General features: G+C 67.4%; 17 protein-coding genes. 10 read left to right on the forward strand and 7 right to left on the reverse strand.

Annotated features, from left to right (window positions below; genetic code table 11):
* The first annotated feature begins 340 nt into the window (after positions 1 to 340).
* Positions 341 to 2,452, forward strand: a complete 2,112-nt coding sequence (locus ACUXVE_RS13525) for a glycosyl hydrolase family 18 protein (RefSeq protein WP_445514573.1) — start codon at positions 341 to 343, stop codon at positions 2,450 to 2,452.
* A 117-nt stretch (positions 2,453 to 2,569) separates the two neighbouring features.
* Here ACUXVE_RS13525 and ACUXVE_RS13530 read toward each other — a convergent pair whose 3' ends face one another.
* Positions 2,570 to 3,361: a thioredoxin fold domain-containing protein gene (locus ACUXVE_RS13530; protein WP_032977259.1), complete on the reverse strand. Its 792-nt coding sequence runs from the start codon at positions 3,359 to 3,361 to the stop codon at positions 2,570 to 2,572.
* Positions 3,362 to 3,461: 100 nt separating this feature from the next.
* The gene (xerD, locus tag ACUXVE_RS13535) at positions 3,462 to 4,439 is read right to left on the reverse strand and encodes a site-specific tyrosine recombinase XerD (protein WP_222390798.1); all 978 of its coding nucleotides are present in this window, start codon (positions 4,437 to 4,439) and stop codon (positions 3,462 to 3,464) included.
* Positions 4,440 to 4,495: 56 nt separating this feature from the next.
* On the opposite strand from xerD, the gene ACUXVE_RS13540 reads away from it, so the two are divergent.
* Complete coding sequence (locus ACUXVE_RS13540; RefSeq protein ID WP_025879355.1) at positions 4,496 to 4,984, forward strand: RDD family protein; 489 nt, start codon at positions 4,496 to 4,498, stop codon at positions 4,982 to 4,984.
* A gap of 82 nt (positions 4,985 to 5,066) precedes the next feature.
* Here ACUXVE_RS13540 and lptG read toward each other — a convergent pair whose 3' ends face one another.
* The gene (gene lptG / locus ACUXVE_RS13545; protein WP_132825998.1) at positions 5,067 to 6,173 is read right to left on the reverse strand and encodes an LPS export ABC transporter permease LptG; all 1,107 of its coding nucleotides are present in this window, start codon (positions 6,171 to 6,173) and stop codon (positions 5,067 to 5,069) included.
* Positions 6,170 to 7,252: an LPS export ABC transporter permease LptF gene (gene lptF / locus ACUXVE_RS13550; RefSeq protein ID WP_222390800.1), complete on the reverse strand. Its 1,083-nt coding sequence runs from the start codon at positions 7,250 to 7,252 to the stop codon at positions 6,170 to 6,172. The genes lptG and lptF overlap by 4 nt, the downstream gene beginning before the upstream one ends.
* Before the next feature lie 104 nt (positions 7,253 to 7,356).
* Here lptF and ACUXVE_RS13555 point away from each other — a divergent pair, with 104 nt between their 5' ends.
* The 5 genes from ACUXVE_RS13555 to ACUXVE_RS13575 all read left to right on the forward strand — a co-directional run bounded on the left by ACUXVE_RS13555 (position 7,357) and on the right by ACUXVE_RS13575 (position 13,440).
* Positions 7,357 to 8,835 carry a leucyl aminopeptidase gene (locus ACUXVE_RS13555; RefSeq protein WP_445514574.1) on the forward strand — a complete coding sequence of 493 codons (1,479 nt, stop codon included), beginning with the start codon at positions 7,357 to 7,359 and terminating at the stop codon, positions 8,833 to 8,835.
* Positions 8,836 to 8,932: 97 nt separating this feature from the next.
* Positions 8,933 to 9,358, forward strand: a complete 426-nt coding sequence (locus ACUXVE_RS13560) for a DNA polymerase III subunit chi (protein WP_445514575.1) — start codon at positions 8,933 to 8,935, stop codon at positions 9,356 to 9,358.
* Positions 9,359 to 9,377: 19 nt separating this feature from the next.
* Positions 9,378 to 9,569, forward strand: coding sequence for a YqaE/Pmp3 family membrane protein (locus ACUXVE_RS13565; protein WP_025879360.1), 192 nt, complete (start codon positions 9,378 to 9,380; stop codon positions 9,567 to 9,569).
* 34 nt (positions 9,570 to 9,603) lie between these two features.
* Entirely contained in the window at positions 9,604 to 12,462 is a 2,859-nt protein-coding gene (locus ACUXVE_RS13570; protein WP_445514576.1) for a valine--tRNA ligase, read from the forward strand.
* A 156-nt stretch (positions 12,463 to 12,618) separates the two neighbouring features.
* Positions 12,619 to 13,440: an EamA family transporter gene (locus ACUXVE_RS13575; protein WP_222390806.1), complete on the forward strand. Its 822-nt coding sequence runs from the start codon at positions 12,619 to 12,621 to the stop codon at positions 13,438 to 13,440.
* A 58-nt stretch (positions 13,441 to 13,498) separates the two neighbouring features.
* Here the strand turns inward: ACUXVE_RS13575 and rimI are convergent, their stop codons facing one another.
* From rimI to pssA, 3 genes are read right to left on the reverse strand one after another with little or no spacing between them, the layout of a single operon-like run.
* Positions 13,499 to 13,996, reverse strand: coding sequence for a ribosomal protein S18-alanine N-acetyltransferase (gene rimI, locus ACUXVE_RS13580; RefSeq protein ID WP_032952160.1), 498 nt, complete (start codon positions 13,994 to 13,996; stop codon positions 13,499 to 13,501).
* Positions 13,993 to 14,505 (reverse strand): hypothetical protein, encoded by a 513-nt coding sequence (locus ACUXVE_RS13585; protein WP_222390808.1) that lies wholly within the window; start codon positions 14,503 to 14,505, stop codon positions 13,993 to 13,995. Before ACUXVE_RS13585 ends, rimI begins: the two co-directional genes overlap by 4 nt.
* The gene (pssA, locus tag ACUXVE_RS13590; protein WP_025879365.1) at positions 14,502 to 15,281 is read right to left on the reverse strand and encodes a CDP-diacylglycerol--serine O-phosphatidyltransferase; all 780 of its coding nucleotides are present in this window, start codon (positions 15,279 to 15,281) and stop codon (positions 14,502 to 14,504) included. The genes ACUXVE_RS13585 and pssA overlap by 4 nt, the downstream gene beginning before the upstream one ends.
* 80 nt (positions 15,282 to 15,361) lie before the next feature.
* Between pssA and ACUXVE_RS13595 the strand changes: the two genes are divergently transcribed.
* The 3 genes from ACUXVE_RS13595 (at position 15,362) to ACUXVE_RS13605 (ending at position 18,683) form a co-directional block, all read left to right on the forward strand.
* Complete coding sequence (locus tag ACUXVE_RS13595; protein WP_093818995.1) at positions 15,362 to 15,739, forward strand: DUF4124 domain-containing protein; 378 nt, start codon at positions 15,362 to 15,364, stop codon at positions 15,737 to 15,739.
* Positions 15,740 to 16,372: 633 nt separating this feature from the next.
* Positions 16,373 to 18,076 carry a proline--tRNA ligase gene (locus ACUXVE_RS13600; protein WP_445514577.1) on the forward strand — a complete coding sequence of 568 codons (1,704 nt, stop codon included), beginning with the start codon at positions 16,373 to 16,375 and terminating at the stop codon, positions 18,074 to 18,076.
* Positions 18,077 to 18,299: 223 nt separating this feature from the next.
* Positions 18,300 to 18,683 (forward strand): H-NS histone family protein, encoded by a 384-nt coding sequence (locus ACUXVE_RS13605; RefSeq protein ID WP_093818833.1) that lies wholly within the window; start codon positions 18,300 to 18,302, stop codon positions 18,681 to 18,683.
* Positions 18,684 to 18,787 lie beyond the last annotated feature (104 nt).

An 18,787-nucleotide genomic window follows, 5' to 3' on the forward strand; every position in this document is an offset into this window, starting at 1 on the left:
CCCCCCCAGCCGGCCCCCCCCCCCCCCCCCCCCCCCCCCCCCCCCCCCCCCCGGCCCAACCCCAGAACATGCTCTAGATGCCAGCCACGAGGGGGCTCCGCCGATGGCTGCCGAGCGCGCGCCAGCGCCGCTCTCCGTCAAATCCCCGAACCATGCACTCGCTCACGGATTGACCACGCAATTGATGACAACGTTGTCCCCACCTGGCGCCGGACTCTCTCCCCGGCCCACCAGGTACCTCCGTCCGCCCCCTCCGTCGCCTTCCCGGGCGATGTCCGGACCCTGCGTTACGTGCGGCGCCGTCCTGGCCCGCGCGCCAACCATCGATCGGAGACACACCATGTACGACCCGCTTGTGCAGAGTGCCGATGTACGCAGTGCCCACCCTTCCCTTCATCGCTGTCGCCCGCGCCGTCTGGCCTGGCTGCTGGCCCTGGCCGGGGCGGTCGCCCTGCCCGGCCTGGCCCAGGCCGCCAGCTGTGCCGGCGTGGCCGAATGGGACCAGGCCAGGATCTACCGCAGTGGCGACACCCTGCAGAAGGGAGGGGTCCTCTACCGGGCGAACCAGGACATCTGGAATGCGCCGCCGGACCATCCGGCCGGGGCGCCCTACTACACCAACCTCGGCGCCTGCGACGGCGGCGGGGCCAACCAGCCGCCGGTGGTCAGCCTGACCTCGCCGGCCAACGGCGCCACCTTCAGCGCCGGCAGCACGGTCAACGTGACCGCCAACGCCAGTGATGCGGACGGCAGCGTCAGCAAGGTCGAGTTCTTCCGCGATGGCAGTTCGCTGGGCATCGACACCAGCGCGCCGTACAGCGCCAGCTGGGCCAACGCCAGCGCCGGCAGCCACACCCTGCGCGCGGTCGCCACCGACAACAACAACGCCACCGCCAGCACCGCGACCATCACCATCACCGTCAACGCGGCCAGTGGCGATACCACCGCGCCCAGCGTGCCCGGCGGCTTGGCCGTGGGCACCCGCACCGCCAACAGCATCGCCCTGAGCTGGAGCCCGTCCACCGACAACACCGGTGGCAGCGGCGTGGCCGGCTACGACGTCTACCGCAACGGCAGTCTGGTCGGCTCGCCGTCCAGCGCCAGCTATGTCGATGGCGGGCTGACTGCATCGACCAGCTACAGCTACCGCGTGCGTGCCCGCGACAACGCCGGCAATGCGTCGGCACAGGGCACGGCAGTGACCGCCAGCACCCTGGCCGGCGACGGTGGCACCACCGGCAAGCGGGTCATCGGTTATTTCACCCAGTGGGGCATCTATGGCCGCAACTACCGGGTCAAGAACATCGACAGCAGCGGTTCGGCCGCGCGCCTGACCCACATCAACTACGCCTTCGGCAACGTGCGCAACAACCGCTGCGAAGTGGGCATCACCCAGGCGTCGGACCCGAACAGTGGTGCCGGTGGCGATGCCTTCGCCGACTACACCAAGGCCTTCGGTGCCGGCGAAAGCGTGAGCGGCAGCGCCGATACCTGGGACCAGCCGCTGCGCGGCAACTGGAACCAGCTCAAGCAGCTCAAGGCCAAGTACCCGGGCATGAAGGTGCTGATCTCGCTGGGTGGCTGGACCTGGTCGCGCGGCTTCTCCAGCGCGGCGCAACCGGCCAACCGCCAGGCCTTCGTCGCTTCGTGCATCGACGCCTACATCAAGGGCAACCTGCCGGTGACCGACGGTGCCGGTGGCCCCGGTGCGGCGCTGGGGGTGTTCGATGGCATCGACATCGACTGGGAATACCCGGTGGCCTGCGGTATCGCCTGCGGCACGCCCGAGGACAACGCCAACTTCACCGCGCTGATGGCCGAATTCCGCCGCCAGCTCGATGCGGTGCGTCCGGGCCTGCTGCTGACGGTGGCAGTCGGCGCCGGCATCGACAAGATCCGCGTCACCGATCCGGCCGCGTACCACCCGTACCTGGACTACATCAACGTGATGACCTACGACTTCCACGGCGCGTGGGATGCGAAGACCAATCACCAGTCGGCGCTGTTCGATTCGCCGAATGATCCGTCCACCGGCGACCAGAAGCTGTACAACAGCAACGACGCCATCGAGGCCTTCATCAGCCGTGGTGTTCCCGCCGCCAAGCTCAACCTGGGCATCGGCTATTACGGACGCGGCTGGACCGGGGTGACCAACGCCAACAACGGCCTGTACCAGAGCGCCACCGGTGCGGCACCGGGTACCTACGAGGCTGGCATTGAAGACTGGAAGGTGCTGAAGAACCTGGCGTGGCCGAGCTACACCGACAACACCGCCGGTGCCACCTGGATCTACAACGGCAGCACGTTGTGGAGCTTCGATACCCCGGCCAACATCACCCGCAAGATGGGCTATGTGAAGACCCAGGGACTGGGCGGTGCGTTCGTCTGGGAGTTCAGCGGCGACGATGCGCAGGGCACGCTGACCAAGGCGGTCAGTGATGGCCTGAAATAAGGAAAAAGCCGAGGGCGCGTCGCGCCCCCGGCTTTCTGTGTGATGCATCCGCCGGGCATGGCCCGGCGCTACCCGCCCATCCACGGTAGCGCCGGGCCATGCCCGGCGGCGTTTCAATCAGCGCTTGGCCGACAGCTTCTCCAGCGCGGCGCGCAGCTGCGCCGGCGGCAGGTAGCCGCCGAGCTGGGTGCCATCAGGCGCGAAGATCGCCGGCGTGCCATTCACGCCCAACTGCTGGCCCAGGGCGTACTGCATCGCCACCGGGTTGGTGCAGTTCTTCGCTGCCACCGTGCCACCACGCTTGGCATTGGTCAGCGCCTGGCGGCGATCGGCCGCGCACCATACCGAGATCATGTCGGTGTAATCCTTGCTGCCCAACCCCATGCGCGGGAAGGCCAGGTATTCGACGGTGATGCCGTTGCGGTTGAGCTCGGCGATGTCCTGGTGCAGCTTGCGGCAGTAGCCGCATTCGATGTCGGTGAACACGCTGATGGTGTACTTCGCGTTCGGCGCGGCGAACACGATGCGGTCGCCATGGTTGGCCTTGGCCAGCAGGTCGCGACGGTAGCCCAGCAGGCCTTCGCTGTTGGCCGGGCTCTTGGCGCGGGTGTCGTAGGGCTGCGACTGGAACAGGTAGCGGCCGTCGTCGGAGACGTACAGCAGTTGGCCGGAGACCACCACTTCACGGAAGCCCGGGAAGGGCGCGGCACCGATGTAGTCCACCTGGAAGCCGGGGTTGAGCTCGGTCAGCGCCTTGCGCACGGCCTGCTCGGCCGGAGCATTGGCCGTGGCGGCAGGGCCGGCCTTGGCTGCCGCTGCAGCGGGGGCCTTTGCGGCGGGCGGGGCGGGCTGGGCGCAGGCACTCAGGCTGAGCGCGCCGAACACGGCGGCGATGGCGAATCGGAGCATGGAGCAGTCCGCAGCAGAAAGAAGACCCCGGATTCTGACACAGCCATCCTGAGCGGTCCGCGATGCCGCGCACAGGCCCGGCAGGGGTTCAGCGGCGGGCTCAGCCGCGTGGATGATGGCGGGCGTGCAGTTTCTGCAGGTGTTCGCGTGCGACCAGCGTGTAGATCTGCGTGGTGGACAGCGAGCTGTGGCCCAGCAGCATCTGCAGCGCGCGCAGGTCGGCGCCACGGTTCAGCAGGTGGGTGGCGAAACTGTGCCGCAGGCCGTGCGGACTGATCCGCGCCGGGTCGATACCGGCCACTGCCGCATAGCGCTTGACCAGGTGCCAGAACGCCTGGCGGGTCAAGCCATGCAGCGCCGGTTCAATGAACAAGGGCGTCTGCCCGTCGGCCAGCGCCTGCACCTTGCCCTTGCCCACCAGCTGCGGTCGCGACTGCTGCAGGTAGCGTTCCAGCCAGTACTGCGACTCCTCGCCCAGCGGCACCAGGCGTTCCTTGCTGCCCTTGCCGGTCACCCGCAGCACGCCCTGGCGCAGGTTCACCGCCGTGGCGGGCAACAGCACCAGCTCGCTCACCCGCAGCCCGGCGGCATACATCAGCTCCAGCATGGCGCGGTCGCGCAGACCGAGCGGACTGTCGATATCCGGTGCCGCCAGCAGCGCGTCGACCTGGCTCTCGGCCAGCGCCTTGGGCAGCAGCCGCGGCAGCTTCGGCGGGTCCAGCAGTGCGCTGGGATCCTCGCTGCGTTCGCCACGGCGCACGGCGTCGGCGAAGAACGCACGCAGCGCCGACAGCAGCCGCGCGTTGCTGCGCGGCGACCAGTTGTGGCGGGTGCGCCAGGCCAGGTAATCGAACAGACCGGCGCGTTCAATACCGGCCAGACCACCGTCGCGCCCGTCACACCAGCGCGCCAGGCCTTCAAGGTCGCGGCGATAGCTGTCCAGGGTGGCGCGGGCCAGACCGTGCTCGGCCCAGATCGCATCGAGGAAACGCTGGATGCGCTGGCTGTCCTCGCCGCGCAGCTCGGGCAGTTGCTGGACCAGCTGACGACGTTCGGCGGGGGTGGAAGTGACGGCCATGCACGCAGGATACGAGGCCAACTGCGGGCACGGCCAGCATTGCGTATGCTCGGCACATGTCGAGCCCCGCCACCGATGCGGCCCACGTCGCCGCTGATACGCCCCGCCCGCGCGCGCTGCTGCTGTGGCGCCTGCTGGCGATGATCTATGACGCGCTGCCGGTGCTGGCCTTGTGGATGCTGGCCGGCACGGCCTTCACCCTGGCCTATACGTTCAGCGGCCATGCGCAGCGCGACAACATCGCGCCTTTCAGTGCCTGGCAATGGCTGCTGTGGGCGGTGTGCTGGGCCATGACCGGGTGGTATGCCACCGCCAGCTGGCGGCGCGGTGGGCAGACGCTGGGCATGCGCCCGTGGCGCTTGAAGCTGGAATCACGCGATGGCACGCCGTTGCGACGCGGCCAGCTGTGGCTGCGCTTTGCGGTGGCCACGCTGTCGTTGCTGCTGGGCGGATTGGGCTTCTGGTGGGCCTTGGTGGATCGCCAGCGGCTGACCTGGCACGACCGCGCGAGTGCCACGCAGCTGCTGCGGATGCCAAAGCGCTGACCTGTCCTGGCAGCGCCGGGCCATGCCCGGCGGACGCGGGATATCGCACAGCTTCGCCGGGCATGACCCGGCGCTACCGGAATCAGCCCGATTTGCGCCGGAACAACAACCCGGACACCGCCAGCATCACGATCGGCGGCAGCGCATAGGCAATGCGGTAGTCAAACTTGAGCGCACCGGCCATGCGGCCGAAGAACAGCTGCAGCAGCCAGAACGCCAGCGCGAACAGGATGCCCAGGAACAAGCGCTTGCCCATGCCGCCACTGCGCAGCGAACCGAACGCGAACGGCACCGCCGCCAGGCACAGCGCCAGCACATTCAACGGATAGAACCAGCGGCTCCAGTACACATCCTCGTAGTCGCGTGCATCCAGCCCGTTGCGCTCGCGGTAGGCGATGCTGGTGCTCAGCTCGGACACGCTGAGGTTGCGCGGCTTGGCGATGCCGGTGGCCAGGGCGCCGGCGTCCAGCTTGGAATTCCACGGCTCACGGGCCGCTTCCTGGCGCGTTGCCGAGCGCTCGCCGAAGGTGTCACGGCGCACGCCGGTCAACACCCAGCCATCCTTGTCATGCTCGGCGGTGGCCGCATGGGTCAGCGTGCCGATCCGACCCTCTTCGTCGATCTTGTACAGGCGCACGTCACGCAGAATCAGCCGGGTGCCCTTGTCGCCGACCAGCTGTTCTTCGCCACTCTGTGCATTGAGGAACGTGTCACCTTCGCGCGCCCACAGGCCGGAGTAACGCGCCACCGCCACGTCGGTGCCCCACTTGGCACTCATCTTCAGCGAATCGGCGCGGTTCTGGCCCCACGGCCCCAGGGTCTCGGCGCTGATCACCATCAGCCCGGTCAGCAGCGACAGGGCAATCGCCACCGACACGCTCAGGCGCTTGCGCGACAGGCCCAGCGCGCGCAGCGCGGTCAGCTCCGAGGTCGCGGCCAGCTGGCCCAGGCCCATCAGTGCGCCGATCACCGCCGCGGTCGGGAACATCGTGTAGGCCCGGCGCGGCACGGTGTACAGCACCCAGGCGGCCGCATGGCCCAGCGAATAGCCGTTCTTGCCGATGTCCTTGAACTCACCGGAGAAGGCCATCAGCACGTCCAGGCCGACCAGCACCGCCCAGGTCAGCAGCACGGTACCCAGCACTGCCCGGCCCAGGTACAGATCGAAACGCATCGGTCGCAGCATCATGCGCGGGCTCCCTTCGGGCGGGCCATGCGGCCGTCACGCGCGTACATCCAGATCGCCAGCGCCAGCAGCGGCAGGGTCAGCCACCACAGGCCAAGCGCCGGCGGAATCTGGCCATTGGCGATCCAGCCACTGCCGATGAACATCAGGTTGGTACCGACCATGTAAGCCATCAGGGCCAGCATCATCCGCCCATAGCGCTGCTGGCGCGGCGAACTGCGTCCCAGCGGCACGGTGAGCAGGGCAAAGGCCAGCGCGATCAGCGGCGGCGCCAGGCGACGGTGCAGCTGTGCCTGGGCCTCGGGGCGCTTGTCACCGAACAACGCGGTGGTCGGCATCAGTTCGGGATCATCACTCTTGCGGGCCTCACTGCCGTCGGGCAGCGCCACGTCGTTGCGGGCGAAGGTCGCCAGACGGTAGTCCAGTGCGCCGGCCGCCGGCCCTTCCAGCTGGTGGCCATCATCCAGTTCGAGGAAACGCTGGCGGGCGCCTTCGAAGTACATGCGGCCGCTGGCGGCGGACACCACTTCAAGGCGATCCTCCTTCTGCCGCTGCAGGAAGACCCGGCCCAGCTGGCTGCCATCGGGCGAGATCGAGGCGACATAGACCACCCCGCCATTGGGCAGCGGGGTGAACCGGCCCGGCTCCAGGCCGGCCATCAGCACGCTGCGGTTGGCGTCCTGCACCATCTGTTCGGCGGTGCGCCCGGCCCAGGGGCCGAGCCACAGCGAACAGGCACCGACCGCCGCGATCACCGGCAGCACCAGCATCAGCAAGGGCTTGAGCAGGCGCCGGGGGCCGACACCGATGGCGGTGATGACCGCCATTTCCGAGTCGCGGTAGAGGCGGGCGATGGCCAGCAGCAGGCCCAGCATCAGTGCCAGCGGCAGGATCAGCGGCATGTAGACGATGAACTGCAGGCCCAGCTGCGAGAACAGCAGCTTGGCCGGCAGCCGCCCGTCGGCGATGTTGCCGAGGATGTCCACCAGCACGCCGCCCACGCTGACCACCAGCAGGACGATCAGGGTAGCCAGGAAACTCTGGACGAAATCGCCCAATAGATAGCGGTCGAGCTTCAACATGGGGCGGTGGTTTAAACTCTCAGGTTCGTTCGCGGTGCCGCCCAGTCTAGCGTCTGGGCGTAAACGGTCCGCGATTGTACGGACTTGCCAATGGAATCTGCTCAATGGCTCTCGAATTCACCCTGAACCACCTCGCTGCGGCTTCGGCCGCCGTTGACTGCATCGTCGTCGGCGCCTATGCCGACCATACCCTGACTGCGTCCGCGCAGGCACTGGATGCTGCAAGCGGTGGCCGCCTGGCCGCCCTGGCCCAGCGCGGCGACCTGTCCGGCAAGACCGGCGCCACCACCCTGCTGCACGACCTGCCGGGCGTGACCGCCCCGCGCGTGCTGGTGGTCGGCCTCGGCGATGCCGCCCGCTTCGGCGTGCCGCAGTACCTGAAGGCGGTCGGCGATGCCGTGCGCGCGCTGAAGGCCGGCGCTGCCCGCAGCGCGCTGTTCACCCTGTCCGAAGTGGCAGTGAAGGACCGCGACGCGGCCTGGGCGATCCGCCAGGCGGTGATCGCCGCCGACCACGCGGCCTACCGCTACACCGCCACCCTGGGCAAGAAGAAGGCCGACGATGCCGGCCTGGCCCAGCTGGCCATCGCCGGTGATGACGCGCAGGCCCTGGCCCAGGGCCAGGCCATCGCCGCCGGTGTCGAGTTCGCCCGCGAGCTGGGCAACCTGCCGCCGAACTACTGCACCCCGGCCCACCTGGCTGAAGTGGGCGTGAAATTCGCCGGCGAGCATGACGGTGCCGAAGCCGAGATCCTCGACGAGACCCAGATGGAAGCGCTGGGCATGGGCTCGCTGCTGGCCGTGGCCCGTGGCTCGGCCAACCGCCCGCGCCTGGTCGTGCTGAAGTGGCGCAATGGCGGCGACGCCAAGCCCTACGTGCTGGTCGGCAAGGGCATCACCTTCGATACCGGTGGCGTCAACCTGAAGACCCAGGGCGGCATCGAAGAGATGAAGTACGACATGTGCGGTGGCGCCAACGTCATCGGCACCTTCGTCGCCGCGGTCAAGGCCAAGCTGCCGTTGAATCTTGTGGTGGTGGTCCCGGCGGTGGAAAACGCCATCGACGGCAATGCCTACCGTCCGTCCGACGTCATCACCTCGATGTCGGGCAAGACCATCGAAGTGGGCAACACCGACGCCGAAGGCCGCCTGATCCTGTGCGACGCACTGACCTACGCGCAGCGCTTCGAGCCGCAGGCGCTGGTCGATGTGGCGACCCTGACCGGTGCCTGCATGGTCGCCCTCGGCCACCAGACCGCAGGCCTGATGAGCAAGCACGACGACCTGGCCAACGAACTGCTGGCCGCCGGCGAGCAGGTCTTCGACCGCGCCTGGCGCCTGCCGCTGTGGGACGAGTACCAGCCGATGCTGGATTCCAGCTTCGCCGACGTCTACAACATCGGCGGCCGCTGGGCCGGTGCCATCACTGCCGGCTGCTTCCTGTCGCGCTTCGCCGAAGGCCAGCGCTGGGCCCATCTGGACATCGCCGGCGTGGCCAGCGATGAAGGCAAGCGTGGCATGGCCACCGGCCGTCCGGTCGGCCTGCTGAGCCAGTGGTTGCTGGACCAGGTCGCCCGCGCCTGACGCTGTACCTGACCCTGGCCGGCAACCGCCGGCCCGGGCCTCGCCGGTCCAGCCGCCACCCGGCATGGATCGGCACCTGCCTCACCTGGATGCCGCCATGCCCCGCGCCGACTTCTACCTGATCGCCAAGCCCCGCTTCCTGACCGAGCCGTTGCGCCTGGTCTGCGAGCTGGCGCGCAAGGCCAACGACGCCGGGTTGTTCACCCTGGTCCTCGCCCGCGACCAGGCCCAGGCCGAAGAACTTGACGAATTTCTCTGGTCGTTCGACGACGATGCCTACATTCCGCACCAGATCGTAGGTGAGGACGTGGACGAGGAAGAAGCCCTGGTACTGATCGCCCCGCCCGGTGGCGAGGCGCCCGTGCGGCCGCTGGTGATCAACCTGCGCGACGAACCCTGGCTGGGCCAGTGCGAGCGCGTGCTGGAAGTGGTCCCGGCCGATCCGGAAGCACGCGAACCACTGCGCGAGCGCTGGCGCCAGTACAAGACCGCCGGCTACGACCTGAACAAGCACGACATGTAAGCCCTGCGAGGACCCCTTGATGCGCCTGCTGATCGCCCTGATTCTTCCCTGGCTGTCCTTTTTCACCATCGGCCGGCCGTTTGCCGGCATCGTCTGCCTGATCCTGCAGATCACCCTGATCGGCTGGCTGCCCGCCGCGATCTGGGCTGCCTATTCGGTCAGCCAGTACCACACCGACCAGAAGATCCGGCGCACCCTCGGGTCGCGCTGATCTCCCTTCCCGCCTTGATGACTGGTTCCCCCGCATGACCCAACTCGCCTCCAGCTACGACCCGAAGTCCTTCGAGACCGACCTCTACGAGGCCTGGGAGAAGGCCGGCCATTTCAAGCCGTCCGGCAAGGGCGAGCCGTACACCATCCTGCTGCCGCCGCCGAACGTGACCGGCACCCTGCACATGGGCCATGCCTTCCAGCAGACCCTGATGGATGCGCTGGTGCGCTACCACCGCATGCGCGGCTACGACACGCTGTGGCAGGTCGGTACCGACCACGCCGGCATCGCCACCGAGATGGTGGTCAGCCGCAACCTGGCGCTGGAAGGCAATGGCGAGACCCGCGATTCGCTGGGCCGCGAGGGCTTCATCGGCAAGGTGTGGGAATGGAAGCAGCAGTCCGGTGACATCATCGAGCGGCAGATGCGCCGCCTGGGCACGTCGGCCGACTGGTCGCGCAGCACCTTCACCATGGACCCGCAGCCGTCCGAAGCGGTGATCGAAGCCTTCGTGCGCTGGCACGAACAGGGCCTGATCTACCGTGGCCAGCGCCTGGTCAACTGGGATCCGGTGCTGAAGACGGCGATCTCGGACCTGGAAGTGGAGAGCGCCGAGGAAGAGGGCTTCCTGTGGTCGATCGCCTACCAGCTGGATGAGGGCCTGAGCTACGAACACGTCGAGCGCGATGCCGACGGCGTCGAGACCCTGCGCGAAACCCGCGATTACCTGGTGGTCGCCACCACCCGCCCGGAAACCCTGCTGGGTGACACCGCGGTGATGGTGCATCCGGAAGACGAGCGTTACCTGCACCTGATCGGCAAGCGCGTGGTGCTGCCGCTGACCGGCCGCCGCGTGCCGGTGATCGCCGATGACTACGTGGACCGTGCGTTCGGTACCGGCGTGGTCAAGGTCACCCCGGCGCATGACTTCAACGATTACCAGGTGGGCGTGCGCCACAGCCTGCCGATGATCAACCTGTTCACGCCGGTGGCCGCGATCAACGACAACGCGCCGGAACGTTTCCAGGGGCTGGACCGTTACGACGCGCGCAAGGCCGTGCTGGCTGAACTGGAAGACCTGGGCATCCTGGTCGAGACCAAGGCACACAAGCTGCAGGTGCCGCGCGGCGACCGTACCGGCCAGGTGATCGAGCCGTACCTGACCGACCAGTGGTTCGTGAAGATGGACGAGCTGGCCAAGCGTGGCCTGGAGCTGGTCGAAGGTACCGATGGAAAGCCGGGCAGCATCTCCTTCGTGCCGCCGAACTGGATCAACACCTACCGCCACTGGATGACCAACATCCAGGATTGGTGCATCAGCCGCCAGCTGTGGTGGGGCCACCGCATTCCGGCGTGGTTCGATGCCGCCACCGGCAGCTGCTACGTCGGCCGCAGCGAAGACGAGGTGCGGGCGAAGAACAATCTCGGCAGCGACGTCGTGCTGAGCCAGGAAAGCGACGTGCTGGAGACCTGGTTCTCCTCGCAGCTGTGGCCGTTCTCCACCCTGGGCTGGCCGAACGAGCAGGCGATGGCCGAGCGCGGTTTCGACCGCTACCTGCCGTCGTCGGTGCTGATCACCGGCTTCGACATCATCTTCTTCTGGGTGGCGCGCATGATCATGGCCACCGACAACCTGACCGGGAAGATCCCGTTCAAGGACGTCTACTTCACCGGCCTGATCCGCGACGGCCAGGGCCAGAAGATGTCCAAGAGCAAGGGCAACGTGCTCGACCCGCTGGACATCATCGACGGCATCAGCATCGATGATCTGGTGGCCAAGCGCACCGGCGGGCTGATGCAGCCGCGCATGGTCGAGAAGATCGAGAAGGCCACGCGCAAGGAGTTCCCGGACGGCATCGCCGCCCATGGTGCCGATGCGCTGCGTTTCACCATCGCCGCGCTGGCCACCCATGGGCGCGACATCAAGTTCGACATGAACCGCGCCGAGGGCTACAAGAATTTCTGCAACAAGCTGTGGAATGCCAGCCGCTTCACCCTGATGAACACCGAAGGTGCAGCGTTCACCGGTGCGCCGACGCCGCGGACCGATGCCGAGCGCTGGATCCTCTCTCGCCTGGCCGCCACCACCGCCGAGGCGCAGGGCCATTTCGCCGCCTATCGCTTCGACCTGCTGGCGCAGTGCCTGTACGAGTTCGCCTGGAATGCGTTCTGCGACTGGTTCCTGGAGCTGAGCAAGCCGGCGTTGAACGGCGCCGATGCCGCCGACGCCGACAGCACCCGCCACACCCTGCTGTACGTGCTGGAAGCGCTGCTGCGCCTGCTGCACCCGCTGACGCCGTTCATCACCGAACAGCTGTGGCAGCAGCTGGCACCGCGCCTGGGCCTGGCCGAAACCACGCTGTCACTGCGCCCGTACCCGACCGCCGCCGAATTCGAGGGTGATTTCACCCAGGCCGAGGCCGACGTGGAATGGTTGAAGGCGGTGATCAGTGCGGTGCGCCGCGTGCGCAGCGAACTGAACGTCGCCCCGTCCAGACTGGTGCCGCTGCGCCTGCTGGCCGGCCAGGAACATGCCGGGCAGAGCCAGGACCGCGAGCGCATCGAGCGCTTCAGCGCTTCGCTGTCGTTCCTGCTGAAGCTGGACAGCATCCAGTGGCTGGCCGACGCACAGAGTGCGCCGCCGGCCGCCGCCGCGATCGTCGGTGAGCTGAAGCTGCTGGTGCCGCTGGAAGGCCTGGTTGATCTCGATGCCGAGCGCGCGCGCCTGGACAAGGAGATCAAGCGCGTGGAAGGCGAACAGGAGAAGAGCGAGACCAAGCTGGCCAGGTTCTCCGACAAGGTTCCGCCGGCGGTGATCGAGCAGGAACGCGTGCGCCTGGTCGACTGGAACAACCAGCTGGCCGGCCTGCGCGAACAGCGCGCGAAGCTGTAGCGCCGCCCGGGTAGGTGCGGACCGTGGTCCGCACCGCTGTGATGTGCCAACCAAGGTTGGCACCTGCCAAAGCACCAACCCTGGTTGGCACATTCTCGAGGTCGACGCCGGGCAATGCCCGGCGTTTCCTTTTGCCACGCGTGGCATCATCGCTTGATGCCGCTTTCCATCTTCCTGCTGGTCCTCGCCGCCGCCGCACTGCACGCCAGCTGGAACGCGATCGTCAAACGCGGGCCGGACAAGTTCCTCGGCACGGTGCTCGTCACCGGCAGCGCTGCGCTGTTGTCTGCGCTCGTCTTGCCGTGGCTACCCTTCCCCGCCGCGGAAAGCTGGCCGTGGCTGGGCGCTTCGGTGCTGCTGCAGGTGACGTACTACGCATTGGTTGCACGCTGCTACCAGCAGGTCGACATGAGCCTGGCGTATCCGATGATGCGTGGTTGCGCGCCCATCCTCGTTGCGCTGGCCGGCGCCGTGCTCGGCGAACGCCTGCCGCCGTCGGCCTGGCTCGGTGTCCTCCTGGTGAGTGGCGGCATCCTGTGCATGGCCCGCGGTGCACGTGGCGGCCAGCTGCGGCTGCCGTTGCTGACGGCGGCGATGATCGCCACCTACACCCTGGTCGATGCGCAGGGCGCCCGACTGTCCGGCAATGCGCTGAGCTACACGTTGTGGCTGTTCCTGCTGTCGGGCATTCCGTTGCCGTTGTGGGCGCTGCATCGGCAGCGCGGCAAGTTGCTGGCGTATGCGCGCCGGCACTGGCCACTGGGCGTGGCCGGCGGCATCGGTACCACCGCCTCGTATGCGATGGCGCTGTGGGCGATGACCCAGGTGCCGGTGGCAATGGTGTCGGCGCTGCGCGAATCGTCGATCCTGTTCGCGCTGCTGATCTCGGTGTTCCTGCTGCGCGAGCGGGTACCGCGTGCACGCTGGATGGCGGCAGCATTGATCGTGGCTGGCGTGTTGGCCCTGCGGCTGGCGTAAACAACGCATCGGTAGCGCCTGGCCATGCCCGGCGAGCGCAGCGGCCACGCGACGCCGATTACAACGGCGGCATTGTCTCCAGCTCGCCGTCCACCAGTTCGATCGCCATCACCAGCGCATCTTCGCGCCCCTGCGCAGCAGGATAGTAGCGGGGGCGCCGGCCGATCTCGTTGAAGCCTTCGCTGTGATACAGCGCCAACGCCGGGGTATTGGACGGACGCACTTCCAGGAACACCCGCTGCGCGCCTCGATCACCGGCCAGGCGGACCAGCGCACGCAGCAACTGGCGGCCGAGCCCACGCGACTGCACCAGCGGATCGATGCAGATGTTCAGCACATGTGCCTCATCGGCAGCGAGGCTGAGCACGCCATAGCCGATCAACAGGCCATCGCGCTCCATGGCCAGGCCGGGGTAACCGGCACGCAGGCAATCCAGGAAAATGCCGCGGGTCCAGGGATAGGGGTAGCCACGCACTTCGATGGCCATCACCGCGTTGAGATCGCTCTCGCGTAGCGCACGCAGCGCCACCGGCCCGGGCTGGCTGACCGCACTCATGCGGTTCCGCCCTTGCGCAGCGCGCGCAGCTGCGGCCACAACGCGCGCTTGGCAGCAGGGTCGCGACGCAGTTGCTCCAGCGGCCAGCTGTCCATCAGTGCCTGTGTGGCCGGGTCGTTGGGATTGCAACCCGAGGCACGCAACAGCGCGATCTGCAGGCGGTCAGGCAGGCGCACCAGCGGCTGGCGCGCGTTGCCGGTGGGCAGCGGACGGGCCGCAGCCGGGACGGTGTCCGGCGCCGCTACCGGCACGGCAGTGCGTGGTGGCGCGCGCTCGGGCCGAGGCTCCGGCGCCGCGCCGCGCTGGCTGGGTGCGTGCTGCATCGAGGGCGGAGCCGCGCGCGTCGCCTCGACCGGCACGGTTGCCGATGCCGTGGCTTCAGCCACGCTCAGCTGCAGTGCCGCGTCCATTTCGGCGGCCAACTGGCCGTCGTGATAGACGGTGTAGCCCATGGCCAGCAGCCATGCCTGCTGGGCCGGGGACCACAACACGGGCAGGTCCTGGCTCACGCCGCCTCGGGCTTCTTGCGCAGGCGCTGCACGCCCCACATCACCGGGCCTGACAGGGCGTACAGGATGCCGACGACAAACAGCACGCGGGGCAGGTCGATCACCGCGATGGCGATGGCGATCGGCACCAGTGCCAGCACCAGGAACGGGACACGGTCCGAGCGCGCGCCCTGCTTGGCCGCGCCGCCCTTGAAGCTCCAGAAGCGGATGCGGCTGACCATCAACAGTGCGGCGACCAGGGTCACCGCCAACGCCACGAAGCGCAGCTCGTTGCCGTTCCAGCCCAGCGTGCCATCGGCGAAGGCCCAGACGAAGGACATCATCAGGCCGGCGGCAGCCGGACTGGCCAGGCCAACGAACCAGCGCTTGTCGACCACGGCCACCTGGGTATTGAAGCGCGCCAGGCGCAGCGCCGCGCAGGCGGCGTACAGGAACGCCACCGCCCAGCCGAGGCGACCGACCAGCTCACCGTCGTATTTCAGTTCCGACAGGGACCAGTGATACATCACCAGGGCCGGCGCCATGCCGAAGCTGACCAGATCGGCCAGCGAGTCGTACTGCACGCCGAACTCGCTGCTGGTACCGGTCAGGCGCGCGACACGGCCGTCGAGACCATCCATCACCGCCGCCACGAACACGGCGATGCTGGCATTGACGAAATCCCCGTTGGCCGCGGCGATGATGGCGTAGAAACCAGAGAACAGCCCAGCCGTGGTGAACAGGTTGGGCAGCAGGTAAATCGTGCGCGAGCGCGGCGGCGGTGTGATCGGGTCCATGGAATCCAGTTTAATCGACTTGCCAGCGCTCGGCGCCAATGCTGCAATCGGCGTTCTACGCCCATTCTGCGGAGTTTGCCATGCGTGCCCTGTCCTGCCTGGGTTGCCTGCTGCTGTTGGCCAGTAACACTGCGCTGGCCGGCCCTGTCTACAAGTGGAAGGATGCCAAGGGCGTGACCCAGTATTCGGAAACGCCGCCGGCCGGGGCAAAGTACGAGACCCGTGCCCAGGCCAGGACACCGATGGCGGAAGAAGTGGAGGCGGCCAGTGCAGTGCCGGTGTCCAAGGAGTGCACCACCGCGCGGGCCAACCTGGCGCTGCTTGAGGGTGGCGGCCCGGTGATGCAGGACACCAATGGCGACGGCAAGGCCGATACCGCGCTCACCGCCGAACAGCGCGGCACCCAGAAAGGCTTGGCCGAGGCCACGATCAAGGCGTACTGCCCTCCGGCGGGTTGAGGGGGGGATCGGCCGGGCGGCGCCCGGCACCCGCAGAGGCAACGGCCGAAGCAACTGCAACAGCGGCTTCCTGGGATGGCGGGGCGGTGTGGGTGTGCAGGACACGCCGTAAACCCATCCATGGGGGCTCGATGGCGCCATTCATGGCGCCAACGGTCCTGCACACCCACACCGCCCCGCCTTCGACAGTTTCCCGGGGGCCAGTAGATCCACGCCATGCGTGGATGAATCTCCATCGAAATCGAATATTTCGAAGATTGATCGAATGAACGAAGAGCATCCACGCATGGCGTGGATCTACGTGTCGAGCAAGGTCGCCACCCACCAAGAGCAGGCCATGCCATTCCGGCAGATCGCAGAAATCTGTCGAAGGCGGGGTGGGTCCGGTTGCGGGGGCGTGAGCCGCATGGATGCGGCGACCGAGCTTACATGGACGTACTTGCAGCGGCCCCCGCAACCGGACCCACCCCGCCATCCCACAGAAATCCCGCTTTTGACGCTGCCGTTGCTGTTGCTGTTTAGGTTGCCGGCCAGCGGCCGGCACTACCGCGGGTGCCGGGCGCAGCCCGGCCGATACCCCTCCCCCGGCCGGGCTGGCAGAATAGGTATCTCTGCCGTAATCCGAAGCCGACGATGCGCCTCTCCCAGTTCCACCTGCACACCACCAAGGAAACCCCCAGCGACGCCGAGCTGACCAGCCACCGGCTGATGCTGCGCGCGGGCATGATCCGCAAGCTCGCATCCGGCCTGTACACCTGGTCGCCGCTGGGCCTGCGCGTGCTGCGCAAGGTCGAACGCATCGTCCGCGAGGAAATGGACCGCGCCGGTGCCGTGGAATTCCAGATCCCGACCATCCAGCCGAAGGAACTGTGGGAGCAGACCGGTCGCTGGCAGAAGTTCGGCCCGCAGCTGCTGAAGATCAAGGACCGCAAGGAACAGACCTTCTGCTACAGCCCCACCGCCGAAGAAGCGGCCTGCGATTTCGCGCGCAGCGAACTGTCCAGCTACAAGCAGCTGCCGGTGAACTTCTACCAGATCCAGACCAAGTTCCGCGACGAGATCCGTCCGCGCTTCGGTGTCATGCGTGCGCGCGAGTTCCTGATGAAGGACGCCTACTCGTTCCACCTGCACGACGAAGACCTCGTGCGTGAGTACGAAAACATGAAGGTAGCCTACAGCCGCATCTTCACCCGCCTGGGCCTGGACTTCCGCATGGTGCAGGCCGATTCCGGCGCGATCGGCGGTGACGCTTCGCAGGAATTCCACGTGATCGCCGACTCCGGTGAAGACGCGCTGGTGTTCTCCACCGGTTCGGACTACGCGGCCAACATGGAAGCGGCCATTGCCGCCGATCCGGCCGCGCGTGCCGCAGCCAGCGAAGCGCTGCGCAAGGTCGAGACCCCGACCCAGAAGACCTGCGAAGACGTCGCCGCGCTGCTGGGCATCGATCTGCAGCGCACGGTGAAGTCGGTGGCGCTGATCGCCGGCGAAGGAAAGGCGCAGCAGTTCGTCCTGGCGCTGGTGCGTGGCGACCACGAAGTGAACGAGATCAAGCTGGGCAAGGTTGCTGGCCTGGACGAGCAGCGTTTTGCCAGCGAAGCAGAGATCGCCGAATACCTCGGCAGCGTGCCGGGCTTCCTCGGTCCGATTGCACCGGCCAAGCCGATCCGCGTGGTCGCCGATCGCGAAGTGGCGGCGATGTCCGACTTCGTCGTCGGTGCCAATGAGGCCGGTTTCCACCTGGCCGGCGTCAACTGGGGCCGCGACCTGGCCGAACCGGAAGTGGCCGATATCCGCAACGTGCGCGCCGGTGATCGTGCGCTGGACGGCGGCGAACTGAAGATCGCCCGCGGCATCGAAGTCGGCCACGTCTTCCAGCTGGGCCGCACCTATGCGAAGGCGCTCGATGCCACCGTGCTGGACGAGAATGGCAAGGCCGCGGTGATGACGATGGGCTGCTACGGCATCGGTATTTCGCGTGTGGTCGCCGCAGCCATCGAGCAGAACCACGATGACGCCGGCATCATCTGGCCCGACGCGATGGCGCCGTGGCAGGTGGTGGTCTGCGTGATCAATCCGAAGGGCGACGCAGGCGTGGCCGATGCAGCTGCAGCTCTGCTGCAGGAGCTGCGCGATGCCGGCCTGGATGCCGCACTGGACGACCGCGGCCTGCGCCCGGGCGCGATGTTCGCCGACATGGAACTGATCGGCATCCCGCACCGCGTGGTGGTCAGCGAGCGCGGCCTGGCCGCAGGCACCTTCGAGTACCGCTCGCGTCGCGCCGCCGAAGCGGAGAGCCTGGACAAGGCCACCCTGCTGCAGCGCCTGCAGGGCTGATCGGAAAAAGACCGGGGTATACCCCGGTCTTTTTTTTAGCGGCTGGCCGCGCCGGGAAAACCGCAACGGACATAATCCGGTCAAAATGGTCGCAACCGGGCCAGCCAGCCGACAGACGGTGACCGCAACTGTTTGTGCTGGGATTAATTCCTCATTACTCTGTCCTGCGACGCCACGGACCGGCTCGTCCCTGTCCCTAAATTAGTTTCTGGAGTAATCGTTGATGAGCATCGACCTGACCGGCCTGTCTGCACGTGAGCTGGGCGCATTGATCCGCACAGCCAAGAAGCAGCAGACCATCGTCGCCAAGCGTCGCCCGATCACCAAGGTGCGTGCCCAGCTGAGCAAGCTGGCCAAGACCGAGGGTTACACCATCGAGGAACTGTTCGGTGGTGAGCCCGCACCGCGCGCGCGCAAGGTCGCCAAGGCCACCAAGGCCCCGTCCAAGGCTGCCGGCCGCAAGCTGGGCAAGGTTGCGCCGAAGTACCGCAACCCGGCCAACCCGAAGGAAACCTGGACCGGTCGTGGCAAGCAGCCGCGCTGGATGGCCGAGCTGACCGCCAAGGGCAGCAAGAAGCCGGAAGATTTCCTGATCAAGAAGGCCTGAGGCCGGCTGCATCGGGAATGAAAAACGCCGGCGAAAGCCGGCGTTTTTTTTGGGGTAGCGCCGGGCCATGCCCGGCGATCGCAGCGGTTGGTTTCCCGATCCTC

The sequence above is a fragment of the Stenotrophomonas sp. 3(2025) genome (assembly GCF_052665395.1).